Source organism: Aeromonas rivuli (genome assembly GCF_020149575.1).
Taxonomy (GTDB): Bacteria; Pseudomonadota; Gammaproteobacteria; order Enterobacterales; family Aeromonadaceae; genus Aeromonas; species Aeromonas rivuli.
Genome location: NZ_CP079742.1, coordinates 2,140,435 through 2,161,497, shown reverse-complemented (window position 1 = coordinate 2,161,497; position 21,063 = coordinate 2,140,435). Strand labels below are relative to the sequence as shown.

The 21,063-nt window shown below is 53.9% G+C and carries 22 protein-coding genes; 14 read left to right on the top strand and 8 right to left on the bottom strand.

The window, feature by feature from the left end; all coding sequences use genetic code 11:
- The first annotated feature begins 74 nt into the window (after positions 1–74).
- The 3 genes from KYK33_RS10205 (at position 75) to KYK33_RS10195 (ending at position 2,506) form a co-directional block, all read left to right on the top strand.
- Complete coding sequence (locus KYK33_RS10205; protein WP_224432897.1) at positions 75–1,490, top strand: hypothetical protein; 1,416 nt, start codon at positions 75–77, stop codon at positions 1,488–1,490.
- 233 nt (positions 1,491–1,723) lie between these two features.
- On the top strand, positions 1,724–2,173 hold the full coding sequence (locus KYK33_RS10200; protein ID WP_224432896.1) for a hypothetical protein: 450 nt from the start codon (positions 1,724–1,726) through the stop codon (positions 2,171–2,173).
- A gap of 63 nt (positions 2,174–2,236) precedes the next feature.
- Complete coding sequence (locus KYK33_RS10195) at positions 2,237–2,506, top strand: AbrB/MazE/SpoVT family DNA-binding domain-containing protein (protein ID WP_224432895.1); 270 nt, start codon at positions 2,237–2,239, stop codon at positions 2,504–2,506.
- A gap of 4 nt (positions 2,507–2,510) precedes the next feature.
- Here the strand turns inward: KYK33_RS10195 and KYK33_RS10190 are convergent, their stop codons facing one another.
- The 3 genes from KYK33_RS10190 to KYK33_RS10180 form a co-directional block, all read right to left on the bottom strand.
- Positions 2,511–2,876 carry a hypothetical protein gene (locus tag KYK33_RS10190; RefSeq protein ID WP_224432894.1) on the bottom strand — a complete coding sequence of 122 codons (366 nt, stop codon included), beginning with the start codon at positions 2,874–2,876 and terminating at the stop codon, positions 2,511–2,513.
- A gap of 246 nt (positions 2,877–3,122) precedes the next feature.
- The gene (locus KYK33_RS10185) at positions 3,123–4,049 is read right to left on the bottom strand and encodes a hypothetical protein (RefSeq protein WP_224432893.1); all 927 of its coding nucleotides are present in this window, start codon (positions 4,047–4,049) and stop codon (positions 3,123–3,125) included.
- Between the two features lie 21 nt (positions 4,050–4,070).
- On the bottom strand, positions 4,071–4,271 hold the full coding sequence (locus tag KYK33_RS10180; protein WP_224432892.1) for a hypothetical protein: 201 nt from the start codon (positions 4,269–4,271) through the stop codon (positions 4,071–4,073).
- 171 nt (positions 4,272–4,442) lie between these two features.
- Between KYK33_RS10180 and KYK33_RS10175 the strand changes: the two genes are divergently transcribed.
- The 11 genes from KYK33_RS10175 (at position 4,443) to fabA (ending at position 14,549) form a co-directional block, all read left to right on the top strand.
- On the top strand, positions 4,443–5,846 hold the full coding sequence (locus tag KYK33_RS10175; protein ID WP_224432891.1) for a phage/plasmid replication protein, II/X family: 1,404 nt from the start codon (positions 4,443–4,445) through the stop codon (positions 5,844–5,846).
- Positions 5,847–5,858: 12 nt separating this feature from the next.
- The gene (locus KYK33_RS10170; RefSeq protein WP_224432890.1) at positions 5,859–6,203 is read left to right on the top strand and encodes a DNA-binding protein; all 345 of its coding nucleotides are present in this window, start codon (positions 5,859–5,861) and stop codon (positions 6,201–6,203) included.
- 314 nt (positions 6,204–6,517) lie between these two features.
- Positions 6,518–6,679, top strand: a complete 162-nt coding sequence (locus tag KYK33_RS10165) for a hypothetical protein (RefSeq protein ID WP_224432889.1) — start codon at positions 6,518–6,520, stop codon at positions 6,677–6,679.
- 7 nt (positions 6,680–6,686) lie between these two features.
- A complete protein-coding gene (locus KYK33_RS10160) occupies positions 6,687–6,899 on the top strand; it encodes a hypothetical protein (protein ID WP_224432888.1) in 213 nt (70 codons plus the stop codon).
- A gap of 247 nt (positions 6,900–7,146) precedes the next feature.
- A complete protein-coding gene (locus tag KYK33_RS10155) occupies positions 7,147–8,922 on the top strand; it encodes a hypothetical protein (RefSeq protein ID WP_224432887.1) in 1,776 nt (591 codons plus the stop codon).
- A gap of 45 nt (positions 8,923–8,967) precedes the next feature.
- Positions 8,968–9,285: a DUF2523 family protein gene (locus KYK33_RS10150; RefSeq protein ID WP_047440322.1), complete on the top strand. Its 318-nt coding sequence runs from the start codon at positions 8,968–8,970 to the stop codon at positions 9,283–9,285.
- A 9-nt stretch (positions 9,286–9,294) separates the two neighbouring features.
- Complete coding sequence (locus KYK33_RS10145) at positions 9,295–10,470, top strand: zonular occludens toxin domain-containing protein (RefSeq protein WP_224432886.1); 1,176 nt, start codon at positions 9,295–9,297, stop codon at positions 10,468–10,470.
- Between the two features lie 395 nt (positions 10,471–10,865).
- Complete coding sequence (locus tag KYK33_RS10140) at positions 10,866–11,132, top strand: AbrB/MazE/SpoVT family DNA-binding domain-containing protein (RefSeq protein WP_224432885.1); 267 nt, start codon at positions 10,866–10,868, stop codon at positions 11,130–11,132.
- Positions 11,133–11,412: 280 nt separating this feature from the next.
- A complete protein-coding gene (locus tag KYK33_RS10135) occupies positions 11,413–11,769 on the top strand; it encodes a hypothetical protein (RefSeq protein ID WP_224432884.1) in 357 nt (118 codons plus the stop codon).
- A gap of 166 nt (positions 11,770–11,935) precedes the next feature.
- Positions 11,936–13,912, top strand: a complete 1,977-nt coding sequence (locus KYK33_RS10130) for a Lon protease family protein (protein WP_224432883.1) — start codon at positions 11,936–11,938, stop codon at positions 13,910–13,912.
- 76 nt (positions 13,913–13,988) lie between these two features.
- Positions 13,989–14,549 carry a 3-hydroxyacyl-[acyl-carrier-protein] dehydratase FabA gene (gene fabA, locus KYK33_RS10125; RefSeq protein ID WP_005905570.1) on the top strand — a complete coding sequence of 187 codons (561 nt, stop codon included), beginning with the start codon at positions 13,989–13,991 and terminating at the stop codon, positions 14,547–14,549.
- Between the two features lie 81 nt (positions 14,550–14,630).
- On the opposite strand, the gene rmf is transcribed toward fabA, so the two are convergent.
- The 5 genes from rmf to rlmKL all read right to left on the bottom strand — a co-directional run bounded on the left by rmf (position 14,631) and on the right by rlmKL (position 20,992).
- Complete coding sequence (gene rmf / locus KYK33_RS10120; protein WP_005905568.1) at positions 14,631–14,807, bottom strand: ribosome modulation factor; 177 nt, start codon at positions 14,805–14,807, stop codon at positions 14,631–14,633.
- 162 nt (positions 14,808–14,969) lie between these two features.
- Positions 14,970–16,619 carry a DUF3466 family protein gene (locus tag KYK33_RS10115; protein ID WP_224432882.1) on the bottom strand — a complete coding sequence of 550 codons (1,650 nt, stop codon included), beginning with the start codon at positions 16,617–16,619 and terminating at the stop codon, positions 14,970–14,972.
- An 8-nt stretch (positions 16,620–16,627) separates the two neighbouring features.
- Positions 16,628–18,538, bottom strand: a complete 1,911-nt coding sequence (gene uup, locus KYK33_RS10110; protein ID WP_224432881.1) for an ATP-binding cassette ATPase Uup — start codon at positions 18,536–18,538, stop codon at positions 16,628–16,630.
- An 85-nt stretch (positions 18,539–18,623) separates the two neighbouring features.
- On the bottom strand, positions 18,624–18,848 hold the full coding sequence (locus tag KYK33_RS10105) for a glutaredoxin family protein (protein ID WP_042042459.1): 225 nt from the start codon (positions 18,846–18,848) through the stop codon (positions 18,624–18,626).
- Positions 18,848–20,992: a bifunctional 23S rRNA (guanine(2069)-N(7))-methyltransferase RlmK/23S rRNA (guanine(2445)-N(2))-methyltransferase RlmL gene (rlmKL, locus tag KYK33_RS10100; RefSeq protein WP_224432880.1), complete on the bottom strand. Its 2,145-nt coding sequence runs from the start codon at positions 20,990–20,992 to the stop codon at positions 18,848–18,850. Before rlmKL ends, KYK33_RS10105 begins: the two co-directional genes overlap by 1 nt.
- Positions 20,993–21,063: the final 71 nt, after the last annotated feature.

Below are 21,063 nucleotides of genomic sequence, written 5' to 3'. Positions count from 1 at the left end.
GGAATGTCAGGAATGGCATTCGTTATGGGAATCAAAGGGGGGTAACCCCCTTTTTCATATGGGAGTTTTTGCGCATGCGCAAATTCACTATCTACCTCCTTTGCCTTAACCTATCCCTTTTGCCTGCTTTTCAGGCTCATGCATTTGTCGGTGCTGTAGCGGTGGCATTTTCAAATCCCGTTGTTCGGTTTGCTGCTACAGAGATCCTGATAGATGTAGCCGCCAGAGGATTCGCAGCTAACGACCCGTTATACAACACATCTGCAAAGCTATCCAAATCTAAGTACATTAGCTTCTTGAGGGGGAAGGGGAAAGCAATAGCTTTTATAGCTGCAGGACTAGCTGCAGCAGGCTTTATTATCGGCGATGATATTAAGAAGCCCTCGGGGAAAGTGAACAATGATGTTTCACCTATTAAAGGCATAGCGTGGACAGCTGCAGGGAGATATGATGTTTCACCGAGCGTTCTGGGTGAACAGCTTTGTAAAACTATCGGATATTGTTCAGAATTTAGGATCAACCTTTATGCTTATGACTCAACTCGAAACGATATACGTACTTTGGTATTTCTTAATGCTTCCGGCAATGAACTGCAATCTCAGACCGCTTCACAACTGCCTTGCAATTACGCTCCTTCTTCCGTTGCCTCCTGTGCTGCTGACTATCATCCTTCTGCCGTAACTGAAGGCCCTGCGACCGATCAGGAAATTGACTCCAAGTTTTTATCCTGGATATCTTCGCAGCCTGAGCATGATCAGCGCTTCGCCTTTGCTGGCAGCGATGGCCGCCTTCATCCTGACATAGCGAAAGAGCTGGAGGTGTCGGCGCCCCCGTTGATGCCTAACGGGCAAGCATTGCCTGCCATTGGCACTCAGCCCTGGGTTTACGCAGACATGATTGCTCGTGGTGTCGGCCAGCAAACCAACGCTGATGCACCGAACTATATCCCCCCAGCCTCATGGGCTGATGCTTCCTACCTCGCTCAAAATGTGGCTGCAGGGAACCAAGCTATCACCAATAGCAATGCCAATGGCAATGGCACGACCTTACCAGGGGAGGCTGTTTCTCCTGGAACGTCTTTCCCCGAGGACATTGCCGTTAATAACTTAGGTGGTATTGAATCCCGTATCGACGCCACAAATAAGTTGCTTACCGAACTGTCGCAAACAACGGTGGAAGTTGCCACCGCCCCAGACATAAATAAATCAAAGTCATATTGGACATCAAAATATCCTGACAGCTTTTCTGGCGTATGGACTGTATTCCATGAAAAGGTACAAACAACCCCGTTATTTAGCTGGCTCAACTCATTCAAGATCCAGTTTTCTGGCGGTGCCTCATATCCGTCGTGGTCTTTCTGCACGGAATTAGGGTTTGTCGACTTCGGTTGCCATGATTTGACAATATCGCCAACAGTGTGGACTGCCGTTCGCTCGATGATGATATTTTGTGCGAGCCTGCTAGCTCGTCGCCTCGTATTCGGTGGTTAATGGAGATATTATGCTGGATTGGTTTGCAAAACGATGGGGTGAGCTCCTTAACTTCCTCTACTCCTTGATATTATCTATCTATGATGCGCTGCATGATTTCGCCTGCTTTGTATAATAGTGGACTCTTGTCTCAAAATGGGACATCGGGGTAATCCATCCCTGCTGTACTGGCTTGAATGTTTATCCGTGAGATAGCACCATATGGCTCACTCTCATTCATAGGGAATTTGTCTGTGGCCAGCAAAGAAAAACGAGCTCAACGCTCCAAACAGAAGGCAAAGGCGGCAAGGAAGGAGAGGAGCGAGGTGCTATATGATCAGCACTTTAAGCTCACTCAAACCAAAATCGCTTTTTTCAAGTCGCTTCCTCTATACGACGAAGAGCACCTCTATTTGGAGCAACTCGGACAAGAGGTCCTTTCTAAACTCGATGTCAGCAGTTTATCTGCCGTCGACGTGATGGACAGGGTAGGGGTAAACGCAGCAATCTTTTGCATCTGGTGTGAAGGGAAGGGCGAACTGACTACAATCCCTGTAGATGATGCATACCGTCGCATGCAACGTATGTCAAAAGATGAGTCATACATAGCGAAGCTGTTCCAGGTACTTCCTGACACCGCCAAGTATGAGTTTCTTAACCTTTCTCGAGCCTTGGGCCCATTACCCTTAGGTGCTGAAAGCTAGTTTGTTATCTCTTACGATGATGCCGATAACCCCATTTATCGGCATCGGCTAAAAAGGTCAGGCATGTCCGAACATCAAAAAGGCTCATTGATTCAGCTGCTGGAACTATCCATGGCAGATATAGAACAGGGGCACACTTATAGCCTGTCTGAAGCGCTGGGAACTCTTGCACAGCGCAGGCCTCTACCTGAGCCATCAGGCTCACGTGACTGGGACAGTTTTTTTGAGACCGAACCTGCATCCCCAGATTTTCTGGCTGAGCGCGAGGATGTCATCTCAGAGAGCGAGCCCGACCTGGACGAATTGCCACCAGATGCTTCTCTGGGCGAGTAATTCTTTATTGTTCAGTTGATCTTGGTGACTTGTCGGACGCATCCCAATCCCAACCGATTTCGTCAGGATCGACCTTGGCCAGTAGCTCCGGCAGATAATCCAGGCGCTCTAAACCCACATCGGTTCCCCAATCTGTTTCACCTGGTGACGTAGCATTGGGGTCACACTGGGCCAACAGTTCTTCCAGCGTGTAGCGCGGTTGGCCATTATCAAGCAATTTGGCGCGTGCACGCTCCACATCATTCAATGCCGTTGCCAGCAGCGCCGGATCGCCATCTTCAAGAGCTGCCTGCAGATAGGCAACCATGTCGGCCTCGGTGGCCAAGCCGTCAGCCGCATCAAAACGGCTCCATTGCTCAGGTTTCTTCATTCTGTCCTCCTGCATCCGTCATTGCGCATAATGTGGCCGCGGTATTATGTTGAGGGTTTTCCCCCTGCGATAATCCCGAAGGGGCAGGGGGACGCGACTAGGCAGGGACGTGGGACAGCTTGCTGGCATCGTCCCAACGCCGGAGCGCCCGTAACATAATCCGCATTTATGCGCAGTGACCCAAGAAATATCTAATGAGTAGACTACATATATAAAAGGGCACTATATGTGCCCATTTAAAACTCATTATAGCTTTATTAGCTGTGATGCAACTACAAGCGTTGTACTTATCTTGTCTGTTCGATACTTCTTGAATGCTTTATCTGGAACTTCGCTAACATCACCTTGGTTACTGCGCCACAATGCCAATATGATAACCTCATCACCCTTATCCACTTTACCAAACCATGTTGCATCCTTTGCCCAGACGCTGACCTCAACATTCACGCCTACCGAGCTATCATCTTGATCTGCAAGAGAAAGGCACCTGTATAGGTTGATGACGTTGCTCTTGTTTTTCCCAACGCCAATGCGCTTTGATTGTATAACACCATGAATGGCAATCGGATATTCTTTCCCAGATGCCAAAATCTTTAGCGCATCAAGATATCCATCAGCTTCAAAATAAAACTTATCCCAACCAATACTTTCCTTACCAAAAACAAGTTTTATTTTGTCTGCAATAGCCGACTGACTATCACAAGCTGCACGAAGCTCTAGCACTCTTTTGGCAGAGTTTATATAAGGTAGTTTCTGCTTGCCTGACTTAATGTAGCTATTTGAGTTAGCACCAGCAGAAATTCCGCCACCTTTATTCTGTGGTGTTGATGACGCATTCTTTATATTGTCCTTTATCATATTGAGGCGCATGCGATATTCGCCTTGCCCCAAGCTGACAAACATATCTTTCGATTCATCAACGATGCTTAACAGCGTTGCATCAATCGCATATGGACAAGCACCTACCGCGTGCACTTTGCCAGGCATCAGCTTGAAGTAGGCGGGAACAAGGATTGATTTGCCATCCAGGTCTCGCACATGCTCAGAGTTATGCGTTACAGCCACCTTGCAGTGCTCGCATAGCAATGGCTCTGCACCTTTCCCTTTAATGTACTCATCCGAAGACCATGGCCGACCGTTCTGGTCGACCGCCATCTTCATTTTGATCCCCATCACCACCTCCAAATTAAGCTGTTACTGCTGCTTGTTCATTTTTATCTGAGCAAGTAAGTCATCCGCTGCATCTTTTGCATATTTATCAATTAGATAGTTAACAAGATCCGTCCATAGCACTTTTTCATACGTCTTACTCTGCACATCGATAGCTAACCGCTCCAGACGCTGCTTGCGTTCTATGGAGATGCTCATGGTGGTTCTTTGTCCAGTCGGTTTCATGCCGGTTTCCTACAGACTCAAGCTTTTAATCAACTATACCCTATCAAGTGTGCGTGCAGTCACGAATGCATGTATACATGAATGACTGTGTGGTGTAGCATTACTCGTGTATGCATTCATTCATGCATTCAATATTGCATTTTTGATTTGTGCTCTACCGGATGGAACCCTGTGATAGACCTCCTCAAGCTCGATTTACCCTTCAAAAGCGAATGGCAGTTGGTATCTCCAACGGCCGATCATCGCTCGGGGGTCTATATCGATCTGGAGCAGGTCGCGAAGCAGGGGAGGCTAAAGCTCTCCGCAATGGCCGTTGAGTATGAGATTGATGGGGATTTGACCGTTTCCGGCCTGTCCCATCCCTTCGAGTCGCTGCCAAGCCACTTCGGTAGCCTTGCAATGAAGATCCATCAGGGGGGCAGCAACCGCCTGCCAGGGGTTGAACTCAAAGCCTCTCCGGCAAAACTGCTGCAGGGCCACAACGTGTTCGGCCCGACGAGCATCGAGCTTTGCTCGACCGAACTGCTGGCAACACTGGCGTGCGCCTGCCCTGAACTGTTTGAAATGCTGGACATCCCAAACACCACCCTTGAATGGATCGACGTAACGTTCTCCGCCCGGGTCAATACCGAAGAGCAGGGGAAACAGGTCATTTCTGCACTCAAGAACATCCGTTCCGGACAGACCAAGCAGAGCAGGATGAACCGTGACCATGAGACCACTGCAGAGTGGAATACCGGCAGCCGCCATCGTTCCTTGAAAGCCTATTTGAAGGGCCCTGAATTCCAGCGGCAGCTGGCCGAATACATGAAACGCCTTCAAAAACAGCCTAAAAATGAATCACTTCGCCGCTGTGTTGAGGTCATGAAAAACCCAGCATTGCAGCTCTATGCGAGCCTCTGTGTTCGCTTTGAAGCCCGATTGAAACAACGGGCACTGACCAAGCATGGCGTCCCGTTCAGATTGTTTGACGCCATCCAGTACCAAAAAGACTACGAGCAAGACGGCCGCTGTTTGATTGCCGATCTATGGAAAGCCGCATTTAAAGAACTGTTTGATGCCCTGGGGGAACAGCCCATGAAGGTCTACACCGACGACGAGATCCGCAACGCGCTCTACACCAGTTATCAGCGCATCACCCCGAAGGGGAACACCAGCTACGCCAAGGCCCAAAGGGTTCATGGCTTTTATCGCCGGCTGCTCAATGAAGGCTATGAGACCGTCTATCGCAGCATGAGCCGAGAGACTTTCCGCCGTCACCTCACTGACTTGATGGCGGTGGGCCTGACCAAGGCACAGTTGCAAAATCTCTCTGGTGAAGCCTCCAACGTGGTACCGCTGATCCAGGTGATCAATATCGATTTTGGCCGACAGCACCCCGACTGGTATGTCGAACCCGTCAGCACACTAGACCGCATGGCCGCAGCAGCACAACCAACAGAAGTCGTCACCATCGAGCGTGACTCGTCCGGTGTTCCTATGGTCACCCGAACTCTTGTCGAACCAATACCAGGGGCAATGCCGCCTCGCTCTTATCCATCATCACCTGGGCACCACCTCAGGGCTGTCAGTTAAGGAGTGTCATTTATGCATCAAGGTGTTCTCATCCGTGGCCGTATGCTCGGCTCTCGTCAGCAAAACACACAGGGGCGGAACGGCCCCATCACTCGCCATGAAATCGGCATTGCGGTGAGCCGTTCGAATGGTTTTGGCGGCTTCCAGGAAGAACAAATCGTGATCCGGGTTCCCAACGCCCTGGCCCAAGCAGGCATCCCGCTGCAGGCCAACAGCATGATCGACAAGGTTGTCGAGATCCCTGTTTGGCTTGAAGCATGGTCTGGTCAGCGTGGTGCCAATGTGACCTACCACATGAGCAATGATGCGGCTCTTCGCGACGTCACCTCACTTTCGCATGAGAAAAACAAGGTGTGATCGATGGCCCTCAAGTTTCTGAAGAAGAACGTCAAGTGGGAGGAGGGGACAACTCCCGTTCTACAGGCTAATTCAAGCGATGGACGGCATTACCTGACCAGCTCAATACCAGGGATCATATTTCACTACGTAGATAGTGACTTGGTGTATGTCGGCAATACAGTTATTAATACCGAACAAGAATTGAAAAAGGTAATGAAGACTCTTTATCGCTCATGGGAATAACACCATAGGCAAAAATGGCTTATTGCATCGCAGTTAATGAACAGGGATTTCTGTATCAGACAGATATCCCTGTCAAAGAATGTTCCTCTATGATTGTCCAAACCGTAGAGGAATATAAACAATCCACCGTTGATATAGCACCGTCAGATATCGCCATTATGTTTTCATGGGCGTTTGGCGCAGTTGTCATTATCGGGTGGTTTCCAGGCTTCGCTATTGGTGTAGCGAAAAAAGTCATCAACATTATGTGAGGTATTCATGTCTCTGTTCAAAAAGGTAATTCCCGCTATTATCGCTGTCGCTTCTTCCCCCGTTTTTGCTGAGGGAGAGTCTGCACTGGATCAAATGTTTGCTGCTGTTAACTTCGGTAGCGTTGTTACTTTTGTCGCTAGCGCAGGGGTTACTATTGTCGGCATCGCGTTGGCAGTTAAAGGTATCTCCTTGGCCAAGCGCCTGGTCAGCAAAGCATAATGACGGCATCCTTTGCCTATATCGTCTTCATGTCGTCAATTATTACGATAGGGGGACTGTCAGGAATGGCGTTCGTTATGGGAATGAAGGGGGCATAAGCCCCCTTTTCTAACGGAAAGTTTCTCATGCGAAACTTTTAGCCACGCAAGCCAACTGTAATATGTTGTAGCGTTTTACAACATACAACATATTACAGCGCCATTTTCTCATGCGAAAAATTTAGCCGCTAAATTTCTTGGAGCACCATATGTGGCGCAGACTCCTTGTTTACTCATTGTGCTTTCTCACCGCCTGGCTGCCTGTCAACCAAGCACGCGCGTTCTTACCCGCATTTGCCCCCGTGGTGATGGCGATGGCCGAACAGGCCGCAATCTGGACGGGCAGAACCTTGGCTACCCGCTTGGCCGTCCAGTACGCAGCAGGTGCAACCGCGGTGACAGCTGTTGCATTAACAACGCCGCCGCTACTCAAACGGTTTGCCGCTGAAGACATTAAGATCGAACCATTTGGCATGCTGGCTTATCAGATGGCGCAATATGGAATTACTTTGATTGGTGACTCAATAGGTCAAAATTCAAAATGTGACAAGCCTGAAAACTCTAGCCTGCAAGGTTGTTGGAATGGATTCAGGGATCGGCAGGGAAATGAGGTTAAATTTAACTTCTCTCCCTACGCTGATGAAATAAGGGTTTCAACTTGTCGCCTGCCTGATGGAACTGAGTATATTCATGGCGAAAAGAAAAACACCACCCTTTCTATTTGTGTTGGCAGAATAGGGGATGATGTAACTCGTGACCTTTTCCCCAAAATGCAAGACTCGCATCTTAAAGCACTTAACTCTGCTTGTGGCTATTATCATGAAGAAAAAGGCCCTCAGGGACAGACCATCACCTCTTACAACACTTGTAGCATTGCGTTTTACACCACCTTCTTTGGTATGCAAGGTGGTGATTACCTCATTTCATTAGAGGGCGATCTTACTGTTCAGGAATTCAAGAACTACAATCTTATTCGTGAATCAAAAATGACTGCCGTAGATACTTATTCATATCAGGCCACCTTATTCCCAACCGCCCCAACAACTCCCGATGAAGCTATCGAAGAGGCCGTTTCTGGTGTTCTTGATGCAGCAGCTGTTGATGGCTCTATCCCAGATCATTACTTACAGGATATGTCGAAGCCAGGACGAATGCCCAAACCCCACTTGATTGATAATTCTGTCATCATTCCAGTGAAGCCAGATAACCGCCCAGACTTCGATATTATTGGGACACCTCCCGTTGAATTACCATCGGGTAAGCCACTACCTCCCGTCACTGACCCAATATATGGCGATGCCATTAATTCCGTTATCACCGGCAAACCAACTACAGACCCAGATACTGGCGCAATTGCAGGCGGCGTAATTCGCCCTGTTATCACCGGCCCGCAACCAACCGTTCCAAGTGAAGGTGGCAACACTGGATCAGGCTCTGGGACGGGGACGGGGACTGGTTCCGGAACCGGCACAGGATCCGGTTCTGGCACTGGCACTGGCACTGGCACCATACCCAGCTCTGTTACCGTTTCCAACCTTGGCGGCCTGGAATCTCGTCTCGACCGCACCAATCAGCTATTGGCTACGACCAACGCCGTTGACCTTCATGGCGTAGAAACACGCATTGATGAAACTAACCGGCTGCTTTCCAACACCTTAACAACCAGTGTCCCCGCGCAAACCATGCCCGATACCGCGCAGGGAACCTCTTGGTGGAAGTCTCGCTATCCCGCAGGAATGGCCGGTGTATGGAGCGGATTCACGCAAGACCTGCAACATACCGCGCTCTTTGACTGGCTTAATGGCTTCCGCTTACAGCTATCAGGGGGAGGGGAATACCCTACCTGGACAATCTGTTTTGACATGGGATTCGCTGACTTCGGTTGTCATCAACTGACCGTTCCACCGAATGTCTGGATAGCCATTCGTGCTTTCGTCATCTTCTGCGCCGGCCTGCTGGCCAGACGTTTAGTGTTCGGCGGCTAAGTCCGCGCGGCTTGATTTTCTCATGCGAAAAAATGAGGTGCTCTCATGCTTGATTGGTTTGCTCACCGCTGGAATGACTTCTTGAACCTGCTCTATTCATTGCTGCTCTCGCTCTTTGACATGCTCAAGGATTTGGCCTGCTTCCTCTTTGAAGCGATCTTGTCGATTGTTCACCTGGCCATCTCTGGCCTTGGCTCCATGCTCGGAGCCATGAACATCATCCAATACTTCTCCATGCTCCCCGCTGATGTGCAGAATATTATGGCGATCGCGGGGGTGAATGATGCCTCAGCCATCATTGTGACGGCGATTGGCGTTCGCCTGATCCTCCAATTGATCCCCTTCACCAGACTCGGTTCATAAGGAGAAAACATGGCGCTAAACATCATTGTTGGCCGTCCCGGCTCTGGCAAATCGTATGAAGCTGTCGCATTTCACGTGATCCCAGCTATCAAGGCAGGGCGTCGGGTGGTCACCAACCTGCCGCTGATGATGGATCATCTGATCGCCGTGTTTGGCGAGGAGGTGAGGGATCTCGTTGAGGTTCGTCAGGATGGCTTTAGTCGGGAACATGGCACCATCAAGGCCTTCTCTGACCCCGAGCACTTCACCCAGGAGGAGTGGCGCAACGAGCAGGGGCAAGGCCCTCTGTTTGTCATTGATGAATGTCATTTTCAATACCCCCGAGCAGGGCGTAACAAGAAGGCGAGCGACGACCTTATCAACTGCCTGGAATATTTCTCCATGCACCGTCATTACGGCCACGACATCCTGTTCATGACCCAATCCCTGGGGAAGGTGCACAAGGATCTGCGTGACATGATCGAGATCCAGTTCTTGGTCAGCAAACACGCCGCTGCGGGCTCCGATAAAACCTACACCCGCAAAGTGCTCGATGGCGCAGGGGCTCGCGCAACCTGCCTCTCTGAATCTGTTCGCCGGTATGACAAAACGTTCTTTCCGTTCTACAAGTCCCATACCCAAACGGAAGGCAGTGTTCAGGAGGCCAAAGCCTCCGACATTGTGCCGCTGTGGAAAAGGTGGTGGTTGTGGCTGGCGGTGATCCTCATCTTCATCGGTGTTCCGATGAGCGTAAAATCCCTGTTCAATATGCTGGGCAGTGATGACCCTGCGCCGGTAGCTGTGCCGCTAGATAAGGCTACAGCCCCCTCAGCGGCTTCTGGCACCGAAGCGAAGGCCGTGGCACCAGTCATGCCAACCAGCTCCGCTAAAAGCGTGCAGGAAGCCCCATTCTCCAAGTTTGATATCACCATCACCGGCTGGGCGGATACATCCTATAAGGACAATACCGGTAAGTTTCATGCCCAGTTCGAGTACTACCTGGAGGCCAAGGGCAACAATGCCTATTCCTTCTCAATGAAACTGAGCGACTTAATGATGGCCGGTTATCAAGTGGATGCCCTGGGCCCATGCCTTATCCGATTGGAATACAAAGAGCAGGAGCGCTTTCTCTATTGTCTCGGCCATCAGCCCCGCCAGGAAAGCGCCACTGCTGCAGCGGCACTCCCAGCACTCCCGCTTAGCTAACGCCTCTCATATCCCATGCTGCAGCCTTGAGAAGGGGCCCCCGCTTGCGGGGTAGTGTCTCAAGGCGGTGGCATGGGCTCCATTTTTGCGCATGCGCAATTTTTACTACAGCCTAGTCTTTTGCGCATGCGCAAAATTTTCTGGCCTGGATCTTGTGCCTGGTGTTTATCAGCGATGCGGCTCGGCTGAGCAACTTGTTGCTCTGATGAGACGTATCCAGCAAGCGCGCACGCTGCTTTTGTGAACAAAATCGGCTCTTGCGCGCGCTAGATGCCCCGCGCTGACCCTGGGGGGAGGGGGCATCCGTGGCCCTAGAGTCCACTGTCTTTAATAGTGGACTCTTGTCTCAAAATGGGACATTTGTGGTTTCAGAATATCGACTAAGGGGAGGGGGTATGTCTGATCATTGGGATGACTACTTCAACCAGGAAAAGGCACCGCCTGACTTTCTGGTTGAGCGAGAAGATGTTGTGGGCGAGGGGACTTTGGCGGATCAGTTGGCCAACTTGGCCGACCTCTACATTGCCAAACAGCAGGGGAACCGGATGGCCGGTCTTGCTGACTTGGGTGAGGATCTTCTTAAGCTGGCCGAGACTGGCATTCGTGACGGTTCATCGTCATGCGCTGGATTGGTAAAGGAATTGTGCCGCAGAACCGACTGAACACCGCCTTGTTATCTCTCACGTGATGCCGATAACGCTATTTATCGGCATCAATGCTCAAGGGCCTACATGGCCCTTTATTAGAGCGCTATGTAATGAGCAGAAGAATACATCACACTCACTGCTCTTATCTTCCAGTGTGGCAGACATGTCTAGGCTACACGACCTTTTAGTGTCGGATGTAATAGAGCAGAGAAGCACACCACACTCCGTGTCTGATCTCTCTTCTTGTTTCGCAAACCTCTGCCCACCAATCACGCTATAACCCAAGGATAATGCCATGATCAATACCTACAACAGCCAAGCTCGTGACACGTTGGATGTTCCTTCGTTTGACTGCACCGGATGGAGCTTCAGCGTTACTCCTAAGTGTCTTTCATTTGGCCGATTCACCTTGCTCATCATTGCTCGTCCCGAGTGTCAAAATGCTCTAGTTGAGTTTTTCGAGGCTCAACAGAAGAAATCAGCAAAGGACCGGTGCTATGTAACAGCAACTACTGATGATAAAGGATCAAGCATCCAGCTTACTGTTACTGAGGAAGGCATGCAGATTTGTTCTGATGATCGAAAGTTCGAGCTCATAGCTACGATGAAAGATCGTAAATACAGCTCAGCTATTCAATCCAAACAACTTTGAACAAACATCTAGTCAACCACGGGGCCTCCGGCCCCTTTGTTCTATCAACACTCGTCATTGCGCATAATGTATATTATGTTAAATTGCATATCCCATTTCCTGTTACGTATATCTGAACTGTGTATAATGGCAACAATTGCTTCCTCTCTCCGACCGGATGTCTTAAGTGGCTGAATTAAAATCAGAACAACTGAAACCCGCTTTTGCGATTGACCGTTTTGTTCCCTTGAGCGAACTTGAACCCATTCCCTTCGCCGCCTTGCAACCCAGAGCCATCTCCGCCATCAAGCGCCTGGCCAGTTTCGATGGCGATTGCCCAGTGATGCTGATCAACGGCTTCCCCGGCGCGGATTACGAACAAGTGTGCCGCATCCTGATTGCCGATACCCATGGCAAGGATGGCGATCTGTTTGACCTCTGCTACACCGAGAATCTCAACAACCCGTACAAGCCTATCTGGCTGCGCCTGCAACCTGGCTCCGGGGTCGAGTTTTGCGAAATGGTTGGCGAACTGCTCAAGTTGATGGGCCATCATCTGGATGCCGAGCGCCTCGTCACTCGCATCATGCGCAAGCAGAAAAATGACCCCAAGATAGCCGATTTTCTCTCGGACTTGGCGGCGCATGTCGCCCTTGGCCTCGAATTTCAGCACCCTGTACTCATCAACCTGCTTATCCATCACGACGAGCAGCAAGCCCCCGTGGTCTATGGCCGCGATCTCAACTGGGACACGCTGTTTGGCTCCATCAACTATCAGACTGAGCAAGGCTCTGTCTATGCCAACCAGCACCTGCTGGAGCCGGGTCTGATGCGTGAAGCCAATGGTGGCTATCTCATCTTGCAACTCGATGAGCTGCTCGATCAGCCCCATCTCTGGTTCAAGCTCAAGAATGCCATCTTCAAGGGCGAGCTGGACTGGAATGCCTATCAGGAAGGCAAGACGCTGACGCCTTTCTTTACCCCTGAGGCCACCCCCATTCGGCTCAAGCTGATCCTGGTGGGCGACAGGCTCGAAGTGGCCGAGTTCCAGATGCTGGACAGGGACATGTCCGAGCGGATCTTCCTGCGGGCAGACTTGGTTTCCGAGGTCGAAATCGACGATGAACTGCCCGACTTTCTCGGCTATCTGGCCTGGATCCGGCAACGCTGGTCGCTGCTCGACTTTACCCCGGCAGCCCAGGCAGCACTCTGTCGCCATGCTAGCCGACTCTGCGACCATCAGGAGTGGCTCTCTCTCTCAGAGGTACAGCTCACGGCCCTGATGCGTCTGGCCGACAGCCTGGCCCGAGAGTTCGAGGCCCAGATCATCGACCATGACCATATTGTGCACGCCCTGGCCGAGCAGGATTATCGCCTCAACTATCTGGTCGAACAGTCCGATCAGGGGGTCATCGATGGCCAGATCCTGTTGCAGACCGAAGGGGAAGAGATTGGCCAGATCAATGGCCTCTCCGTCATTCAGGTCGCCGGCCACCCCTATGATTTTGGCGAACCAGTGCGTCTCACCGCCACCGTTCACCTGGGGGATGGCGATGTGGCGGATATCGAACGCAAGGCGGAGCTGGCCGGCCATATCCACGCCAAGGCGATGATGATCATTCACGGCTACCTCTCCAACAAGTTTGGTGCCGAGAACCCCTCCCCGCTGTCAGCCAACCTGGTGTTCGAGCAGTCTTATCATGAGATTGACGGCGACAGCGCCTCCCTGACCGGGCTCTGTGCCCTGCTCTCCGCCCTCGCCCGTCAACCCATCTATCAGCACTTCGCCGTCACCGGCGCCGTCGATCAGTTTGGTAATGTGCAGGCGGTCGGCGGGGTCAACGAGAAGATTGAAGGCTTCTTCCGGGTATGCCAGATCCACGGTCTCAATGGTAAACAGGGGATCTTGCTGCCGGGCACCAATGCTCAGCAGCTCAACCTCTCCGATGAGGTGATCGCCGCCGTCGAGCAGGGCATGTTCCATATCCACCCGGTGGATCATGTGGAAGAAGCCATCGAGATGCTGACGGGCTGCGTGGCTGGCGAGCCGGACATGGCCGATACCCTGTTTGGCCGGATCCAGCAGCGGCTGGACGATCTTAACGGCACCTTGCCAAAAACAGGCATAATGCGCACCATACTGGGCCGTCTGTTTGGCCATTAACAAGTGATCGGAGTTGTTTAGCGCACAAGTGTACGCTAGATTGGCTCCGCTTTGACTCATATGAAGGATACACAGCGTGACCCAAGATAAAACCGCCTCCGCAGCTCCCCTCTCCCTGTGTGAACAAGGCAAGACCTCGTTCTCTCGCGAAGAGCTGCTCGCTTGCAGCCGTGGTGAACTGTTCGGTGAAGGCAACAGCCAGTTGCCCGCCCCCAACATGTTGATGATGGATCGCATCGTCACTATCAACGACAACGGCGGCGAGCACGGCAAGGGTGAAATCGTGGCAGAGCTCGACATCACGCCGGACCTCTGGTTCTTCGATTGCCACTTCCCGGGTGATCCCGTCATGCCGGGCTGTCTGGGTCTGGATGCCATGTGGCAGCTGGTTGGCTTCTTCCTTGGCTGGAAAGGTGGCCCCGGCAAAGGCCGCGCCCTGGGCGTGGGTGAAGTGAAATTTACTGGCCAGATCCTGCCGACCGCCAAGAAGGTCAGCTACAAGATCACCTTCAAGCGTGTCATCAACCGCAAGCTGGTAATGGGCATTGCCGATGGCGTGGTCGAGGTGGATGGTCGTCCCATCTACAGCGCCACCGATCTGAAAGTGGGTCTGTTCAAGGACACCACCAGCTTCTGATATCGCCGCCTTGCGCGCACGATACGCAATGCAAAGGGGCCTGTCGGGCCCCTTTCCTGTCTTTGAATGGTGATGAAGTCACTACTTCATGAAGAGTCCTGAACTCCGTCCTTCCATGGCATCACGCCACCCTCCCAGCCAATGGCCACGAGCGTCCAGACACTGATACGGACAAGATTCGCTATTTTTACCGACAACGCCTGCCTGATAACCGCGAGCGCGAGCTCTTTCCAGACGGTCCCGTTTTTGTCTCTTCATATTCTACAACCCTCTTCGTTGAACGAAAAAAGCGACCAATTTTTCATCGGTCGCTTTCATCATTAACGCAAGGGTAAAGGCAGGTCAAACAAAAATTCCGATGCTAATCAGGCCATGTGACACAAGACACTGAACTGCATTAAATTTTTATGACTCACTTTTTTAGCCTCGACGACGCAGCCAGGCAAAGGGCAGACCCAACAGAGTCAACCAGAACAGGCTGCCACCACCACCGCCCTCGTCACCATCCTGACCAGTCTGGTTGACGACCGGAGGATTGGAGACAACGCGATTCGCCGGTACACCTTCGTAGTTGGTGCTATCCGGGCTCATCTTGATGCTGACTACGCTCGCATTGATGCGGTTATTCAGATCGCTCTCATTGGCGTAACGGAAAGCCGTCGCCGCTATGGTGCCATCGGGGCTGATGCCACTGGCATAAGCGATATGGTAATAGACACCATTCTGGCTGCAGCTCTTGCTGCCGGCATCATTCAGACCACAGATGAGATCGTTCAGGTACCAGTTGTTGCCATTGGCGGCGCTCAGCAGGAAGGCCTCCTGCATGCGGTTGGTACCGCCAGTCACCGGCTGGGTCTGATGGCGAGAGTCACGCCAGCCAACCACCATGTTGTGATCGTTGATGGCGGCCGCTTCCGAGTTGGCACCGTTGATCGGCTTGTCCTTGAGGGGCACGCTGGCGTTGCTGCTCGGGCTGTTCAGGTTGAAGACAAACATCTCGGTCGGGCGGTTCTGGCCCTTGTTGGTGCCAAAGCGCTGGTTACCGATGACGTAGCCATTGGCGTTGACGCCGCTCGCCCAGCTGCCGCGCAGGCTGGCATCGCTGTCATCAGGTTTCCCCTCTGACAAGGGGATGGCGGTGGTGGCGCCAGTACTCTTGCTGGCCAGATCCAATGTCCAGTAAGTGGCCAGATCCAGGCTGTGCTCCGACACTTCCTCGTCGGTGGCAGAGTAGCCCACGGCAACCCAGCTGCCATCCTTGAGCTTGACGGCCTGAGCGGCAGAGGCGGTCTGCACCATGTTGCTGTCATTGTCGTAATAGCTGCCCGGCTGGAACAGGCTCACGGCACCATTGTCCACCAGCCAGAAGGCGGCCTGGGTGTCGGTACCGGGGCAATAACGGTAGTCACCGAAGTTGTCGTCATCACCGTTGAAGCAATCCTTGTATTCGTCGGTGTCGACCTTGCGGTTTTTGCCGGTGGCCGCAGTGCCGGTGATCAGATACTGGCTGCCACTGACCTGCGCCACACTGGTGGCACTGCTCAGCACGTTGGTGCTGTTGACCTTGTAGTTACCTTCCAGAGCCACCTGATTGCCGCTATCGATAACGGCAAAGGCGGTGCGGCTATTGGCCAAGTTGTTGACCGCATTCTTGCTCGCCTTGTAGCCGACGTAGGTGCCGCTCTCCGGGCCCATGGCCACGGCAAGGCCATCGGTCTCGCTGCCAGAAACCCCTATGCTGTCGCGCTGGGAGGTGGCATCGAGGAAATCACGGCGCCAATCAAAGCCAAAGTTCGCATTGTCTTCCCAGAATGCGTCACAGACATCCCCAGAGAGGATGCAATCCTGCTCGAAGCGGAATCTGTCCACCAGGAAGTCGGAGAAGGGAGTGGTCGAGAAGAAATTTCCCGCATCATTCTTCGGCTTCACCGCCAGCACACTGTTGTCCGCGCTGATCCCGGTCGCATAGCCCTGCCCCACTTCCGTTATCGTGAAGAAGGGGTTCTGTGCCGCCTGCGCATTGAGGCTGGCGCCGACCAGTACGGCCAGTATGGATAATTGCTTTTTCATCTACGTCCTTAGTCCTGATGTTTCAACGCTTCCAACTCCTCCCAACGGGAGAAGGCCTGATCCAGTGCTGCTTCAGCAGCACTCAGGGCATTTAGCTTCTGCTGTGTCTGCTCGGCACTGAGCGAGAAGAAGCCGGGCTCATTGACTTCGCCCTGCAATGTATCAAGTTCGGCTTCAAGTTGCTCCAGTTTTACTGGCAACTCATCAAGCTCCAACTGCACCTTGTAAGAGAGCTTGCGGGCCTTCTTGACGGGCTCGCTCGCCACTGCGACCGTCTCTGTCACCTGCGCTGCTTTAGCCGCCTTGGCAGGCTGCGCCGCTTGCAGGGCACGGGTATCCATCATGTCGGCATAACCGCCCACATAATCGCTGATCCGGCCATCCCCTTCAAACAACCAGCAACCGGTGACCGTATTGTCGATGAAACGACGATCATGGCTGACCAGCAGCAGGGTGCCGGGATAGTCCGCCAGCAGCTCCTCCAGCAATTCCAGCGTTTCGACATCCAGATCGTTGGTTGGTTCATCCAAAATCAACAAGTTACTGGGCTTGAGGAACAGTTTGGCCAACAGTAGACGGTTTTTCTCACCCCCTGACAAGGCCTTGACCGGGGTACGGGCCCGCTTGGGCTCAAACAGGAAGTCCTGCAGGTAGCCAAGAATGTGGCGAGAGCGGCCACGCACCATCACTTCCTGCTTGCCCTCCCCCACGTTGTCCATCACCGTCTGCTCGGGATCGAGCTGATCGCGATACTGGTCAAAATAGGCCACTTCCAACTTGGTGCCGCCCTTGACCACGCCGCGGCTGGGCTCGAGTTGACCGAGCAGCAGCTTGATAAGGGTCGACTTGCCACAACCGTTGGGGCCCACCAGGGCAATCTTGTCGCCACGCAGCACTTGCAAGTCCAACCCCTGGAACAGGGTGCGATCGCCAAAGTCCAAGCCAAGCCCTTCGGTCTCGAATACCAGCTTGCCGGAGCGATTGACGTCGTCCATCTGCAGCTTGGCCTTGCCCTGCAGCTCGCGGCGCTGACTGCGCTCCATGCGCATGGCTTCGAGGGCGCGAACCCGGCCTTCGTTACGGGTACGACGGGCCTTGATGCCCTGGCGGACCCACACCTCTTCCTGGGCCAGCTTGCGATCGAACTCGGCGTTCTTCAGCTCCTCGACCCGCAGCCACTCCTCTTTCCCGAGCAGATACTGGTCGTAGTTGCCGGGCCAGGAGGTGATCTCGCCGCGATCGAGATCGATGATCCGGGTCGCCAGCTTGTGGATGAACTCCCGATCGTGCGAGATGAACACGATGGCGCCACGGAAATCTTTCAGGAACTCTTCCAGCCAGTTGATGGCCTCGATGTCCAGGTGGTTGGTCGGCTCATCGAGCAGCAGCAGATCCGGATCGCAGGCCAGGGCGCGGGCCAGGGCCACTTTACGCAGCCAGCCGCCGGAGAGGCTGTCCAGGGTCGCGTCGGGGTCGAGGTTGAGCAGGGTCAGCACCTGGCTGATGCGGGTCTCGAACTGCCAGCCATTCTGGTAATCGAGCTGCTCTTGCAGCTCGCTCATGATGCGAATGTTGGCGTCGGAGGGATCGTGGGCCAACTCCATGGAGATATGGTGATACTGCTTGAGGATCTCGCCGACCCCGGCCAGCCCTTCGGCGGTGTAGTCAAACACCGTCAGGTCGCTGGAGGCGGGGGGATCCTGCTCGAGGCGGGTCACCTTCAACTCCTGCTGCTGCACCATGCGGCCATCATCGAGGGGCAATTCACCGGCGATGACCTTCATCAGGGTGGACTTGCCCGCCCCGTTGCGGCCCACCAGACAGAGACGCTCACCGCGCTCTATGCTCAGTTCGGCATTGTCGAGCAGCGGGAAATCACTGAACGACAGACAAGCGCCGTGCAATGTTAATAAAGCCATGTCTTTTCCTTAATTCTTCATGAAAAAGCGGGACAGACCCGGTCTGCCCCACTCTCAATATCACAGGTACACAATAGTGATCCGTTTACGCCTTCACCCAGTCGTCAAGCTCGGTCAGGGTGAAGGGCCAGCCAAGCTCTCGGCCGGCCTCATCTCGCAGCACCGGAATGCGCACCCGGTAAGCGGCCAACCAGTCGGCATCCTCCATGATGTCGCACTGGCGGGTCTGCGCGGCCAATCCCGCCTCCTCCACCAGCTGCCAGGCCTGCTCGCACAGGTGACAGCCGTCGGTATGAAACAGGGTCAGCATCAGCCGGCATCTACCGCTGTGTCTGCGTGGGTGATGATCCAGCAGTTGTGGATGTGCACGTTGCGCTCGAAATCTTTTGGCCGGGTCTTGCTGGTGATGTTCTGAGCCTTGAGGCCCGCGGCTTCCAGACCGGCCAGATCCATCTTGAAGTGACGCTTGTTGTTGGAGAACACCAGGGTGCCATCCGCCGCCAGCAGACGCTTGAGGTGTTGCAACAGCAGCAGGTGATCGCGCTGCACGTCGAAGCTCTCGTCCATCCGCTTGGAGTTGGAGAAGGTCGGCGGATCGATGAAGATGAGATCGTATTGTCCATCGGCCTCGGAGAGCCACTTCAGGCAGTCGGCCTGTACGAACTTGTGCTGACGACCGACCTGGGAGTTCAGACGCATGTTGTCCTGCGCCCAATCCAGATAGGTGTAAGACATGTCGACCGTGGTGGTCTCGCTAGCCCCCCCCAGCGCCGCGTGCACGGTGGCACTGCCGGTATAGGCGAACAGGTTCAGGAAGCGCTTGCCCTGGGCCATCTGGCCCAGCATGCGGCGGGTCTGACGGTGATCCAGGAACAGGCCGGTATCCAGGTAGTCATAGAGGTTGACCCAGAGGCGGGCACCGTACTCCTGCACTTCCATCCGGTGCTGCTCGGTAGAGAGCTTCTGATACTGCTGCTTGCCCTCCTGACGCTCGCGCACCTTGAGGATCACCTTCTCGCCGTCCATGCCGGTCACCTTGATGGCGGCCTGCACCATGTCGAGCAGACGCTGACGGGTCTTCTGGGCGGGGATGTCCTTGGGCGCGGCATACTCCTGCACCACCAGGTAATCCTGATAGCGGTCGATGGCGGCATTGTATTCCGGCAAGTCCGCATCGTAGATGCGGTAACAGTCGATGCCCTCTTTACTGGCCCACTTCTCCAGGGTCTTGAGATTCTTGCGCAGCCGGTTGGCGAAATCCTGGGCCACCTCTTTCTGGGAGGCCACGGAATCCAGCGCTATCTGGTAATTGCGCAGCTGACACTCGAGCGCGCCGTTGAACAGGCGATACTGCTTGTCGGCCCGCAGGCGCAGACAGCTCAGCAGCTCCGGCGAGGCAGACAGAATGGAGACGCGCCAGCCCTGGAAGCTGCGACGCAGGGCATCGCCCAGCGCCTGGTGCACTTCGAGCAGGGCCGGGAATTCGCCCAGACGCTCGCCATAGGGCGGGTTGGAGATGAGCATGCCCACCTGACGGGCCTCGCCTTCTACCGCTGGCATCGGCAGCGGGTTCTCCAACGCGGTCACGTCGGCCTGCTTGAAGGTGATGAAATGATCCACCCCGGCCGCCTTGGCGTTGTCGCGGGCCTTCATCAATACGCGAGGATCGGCGTCACAGCCAAACAACTTGACCTCGCAGCGCTGCATGCCGCGCTTGGCACGCACCTGGGCTTCCATCATCAGGCTCTGCCACAGCTCGGCATCGTGTTGCAGCCAGCGATCGAAACCAAACCGCTCGCGGCGCAGGGCCGGCGCCATGTCGGCGGCGACGAAGGCCGCTTCGATAAGCAGGGTGCCGGAGCCGCACATGGGGTCCATCATCGGCTCACCGGCCCAACCGCTGCGGGCTATCATGGCCATGGCCAGGTTCTCTTTGAGCGGCGCCTCGCCGGTGCCCTGGCGATAGAAACGCTGGTGCAGGGCCGGGCCCGACAAGTCCAGGGTGATATTGGCCTTGCCCTTGCCCAGGTGCGCCATGATGCGAATATCCGGCGACTTCTTGTCGATGTCCGGGCGCACATGGCCGCGCTTGGTGAAGCGATCGACGATGGCATCCTTGATCTTCAGCGCGCCATATTGGGTATTGCGGATGGCGGGGTTGGTACCGGTAAAGTCCACCGCTATGGTGGCGGTACCGGGGAAGTGCTCTTCCCAGGCAATGGTGTGGGCGCCCAGATAGAGATCCAGATCGTCATTCATCTGGAATTCGGAGAGCACCAGCACGATGCGGGAGGCAAAGCGGCTCCACAGGCAGGCCTTGTAGCCAATGACCAGTTCGCCTTTGAAATGGACGCCGGCCACGGTCTCACGGACCTGCTCTGCGCCCAGGGTGGTCAGCTCGTCGGCCAACAGGTTTTCCAGCCCCTTGGGGCAGGTTGCAAAGAATTCTTTCATCACGCTCACGGGGATGCCATAAAAAGTGCCGTATTATACCTCATTCACGGCCAGCTTGGCGCCCCGATCAT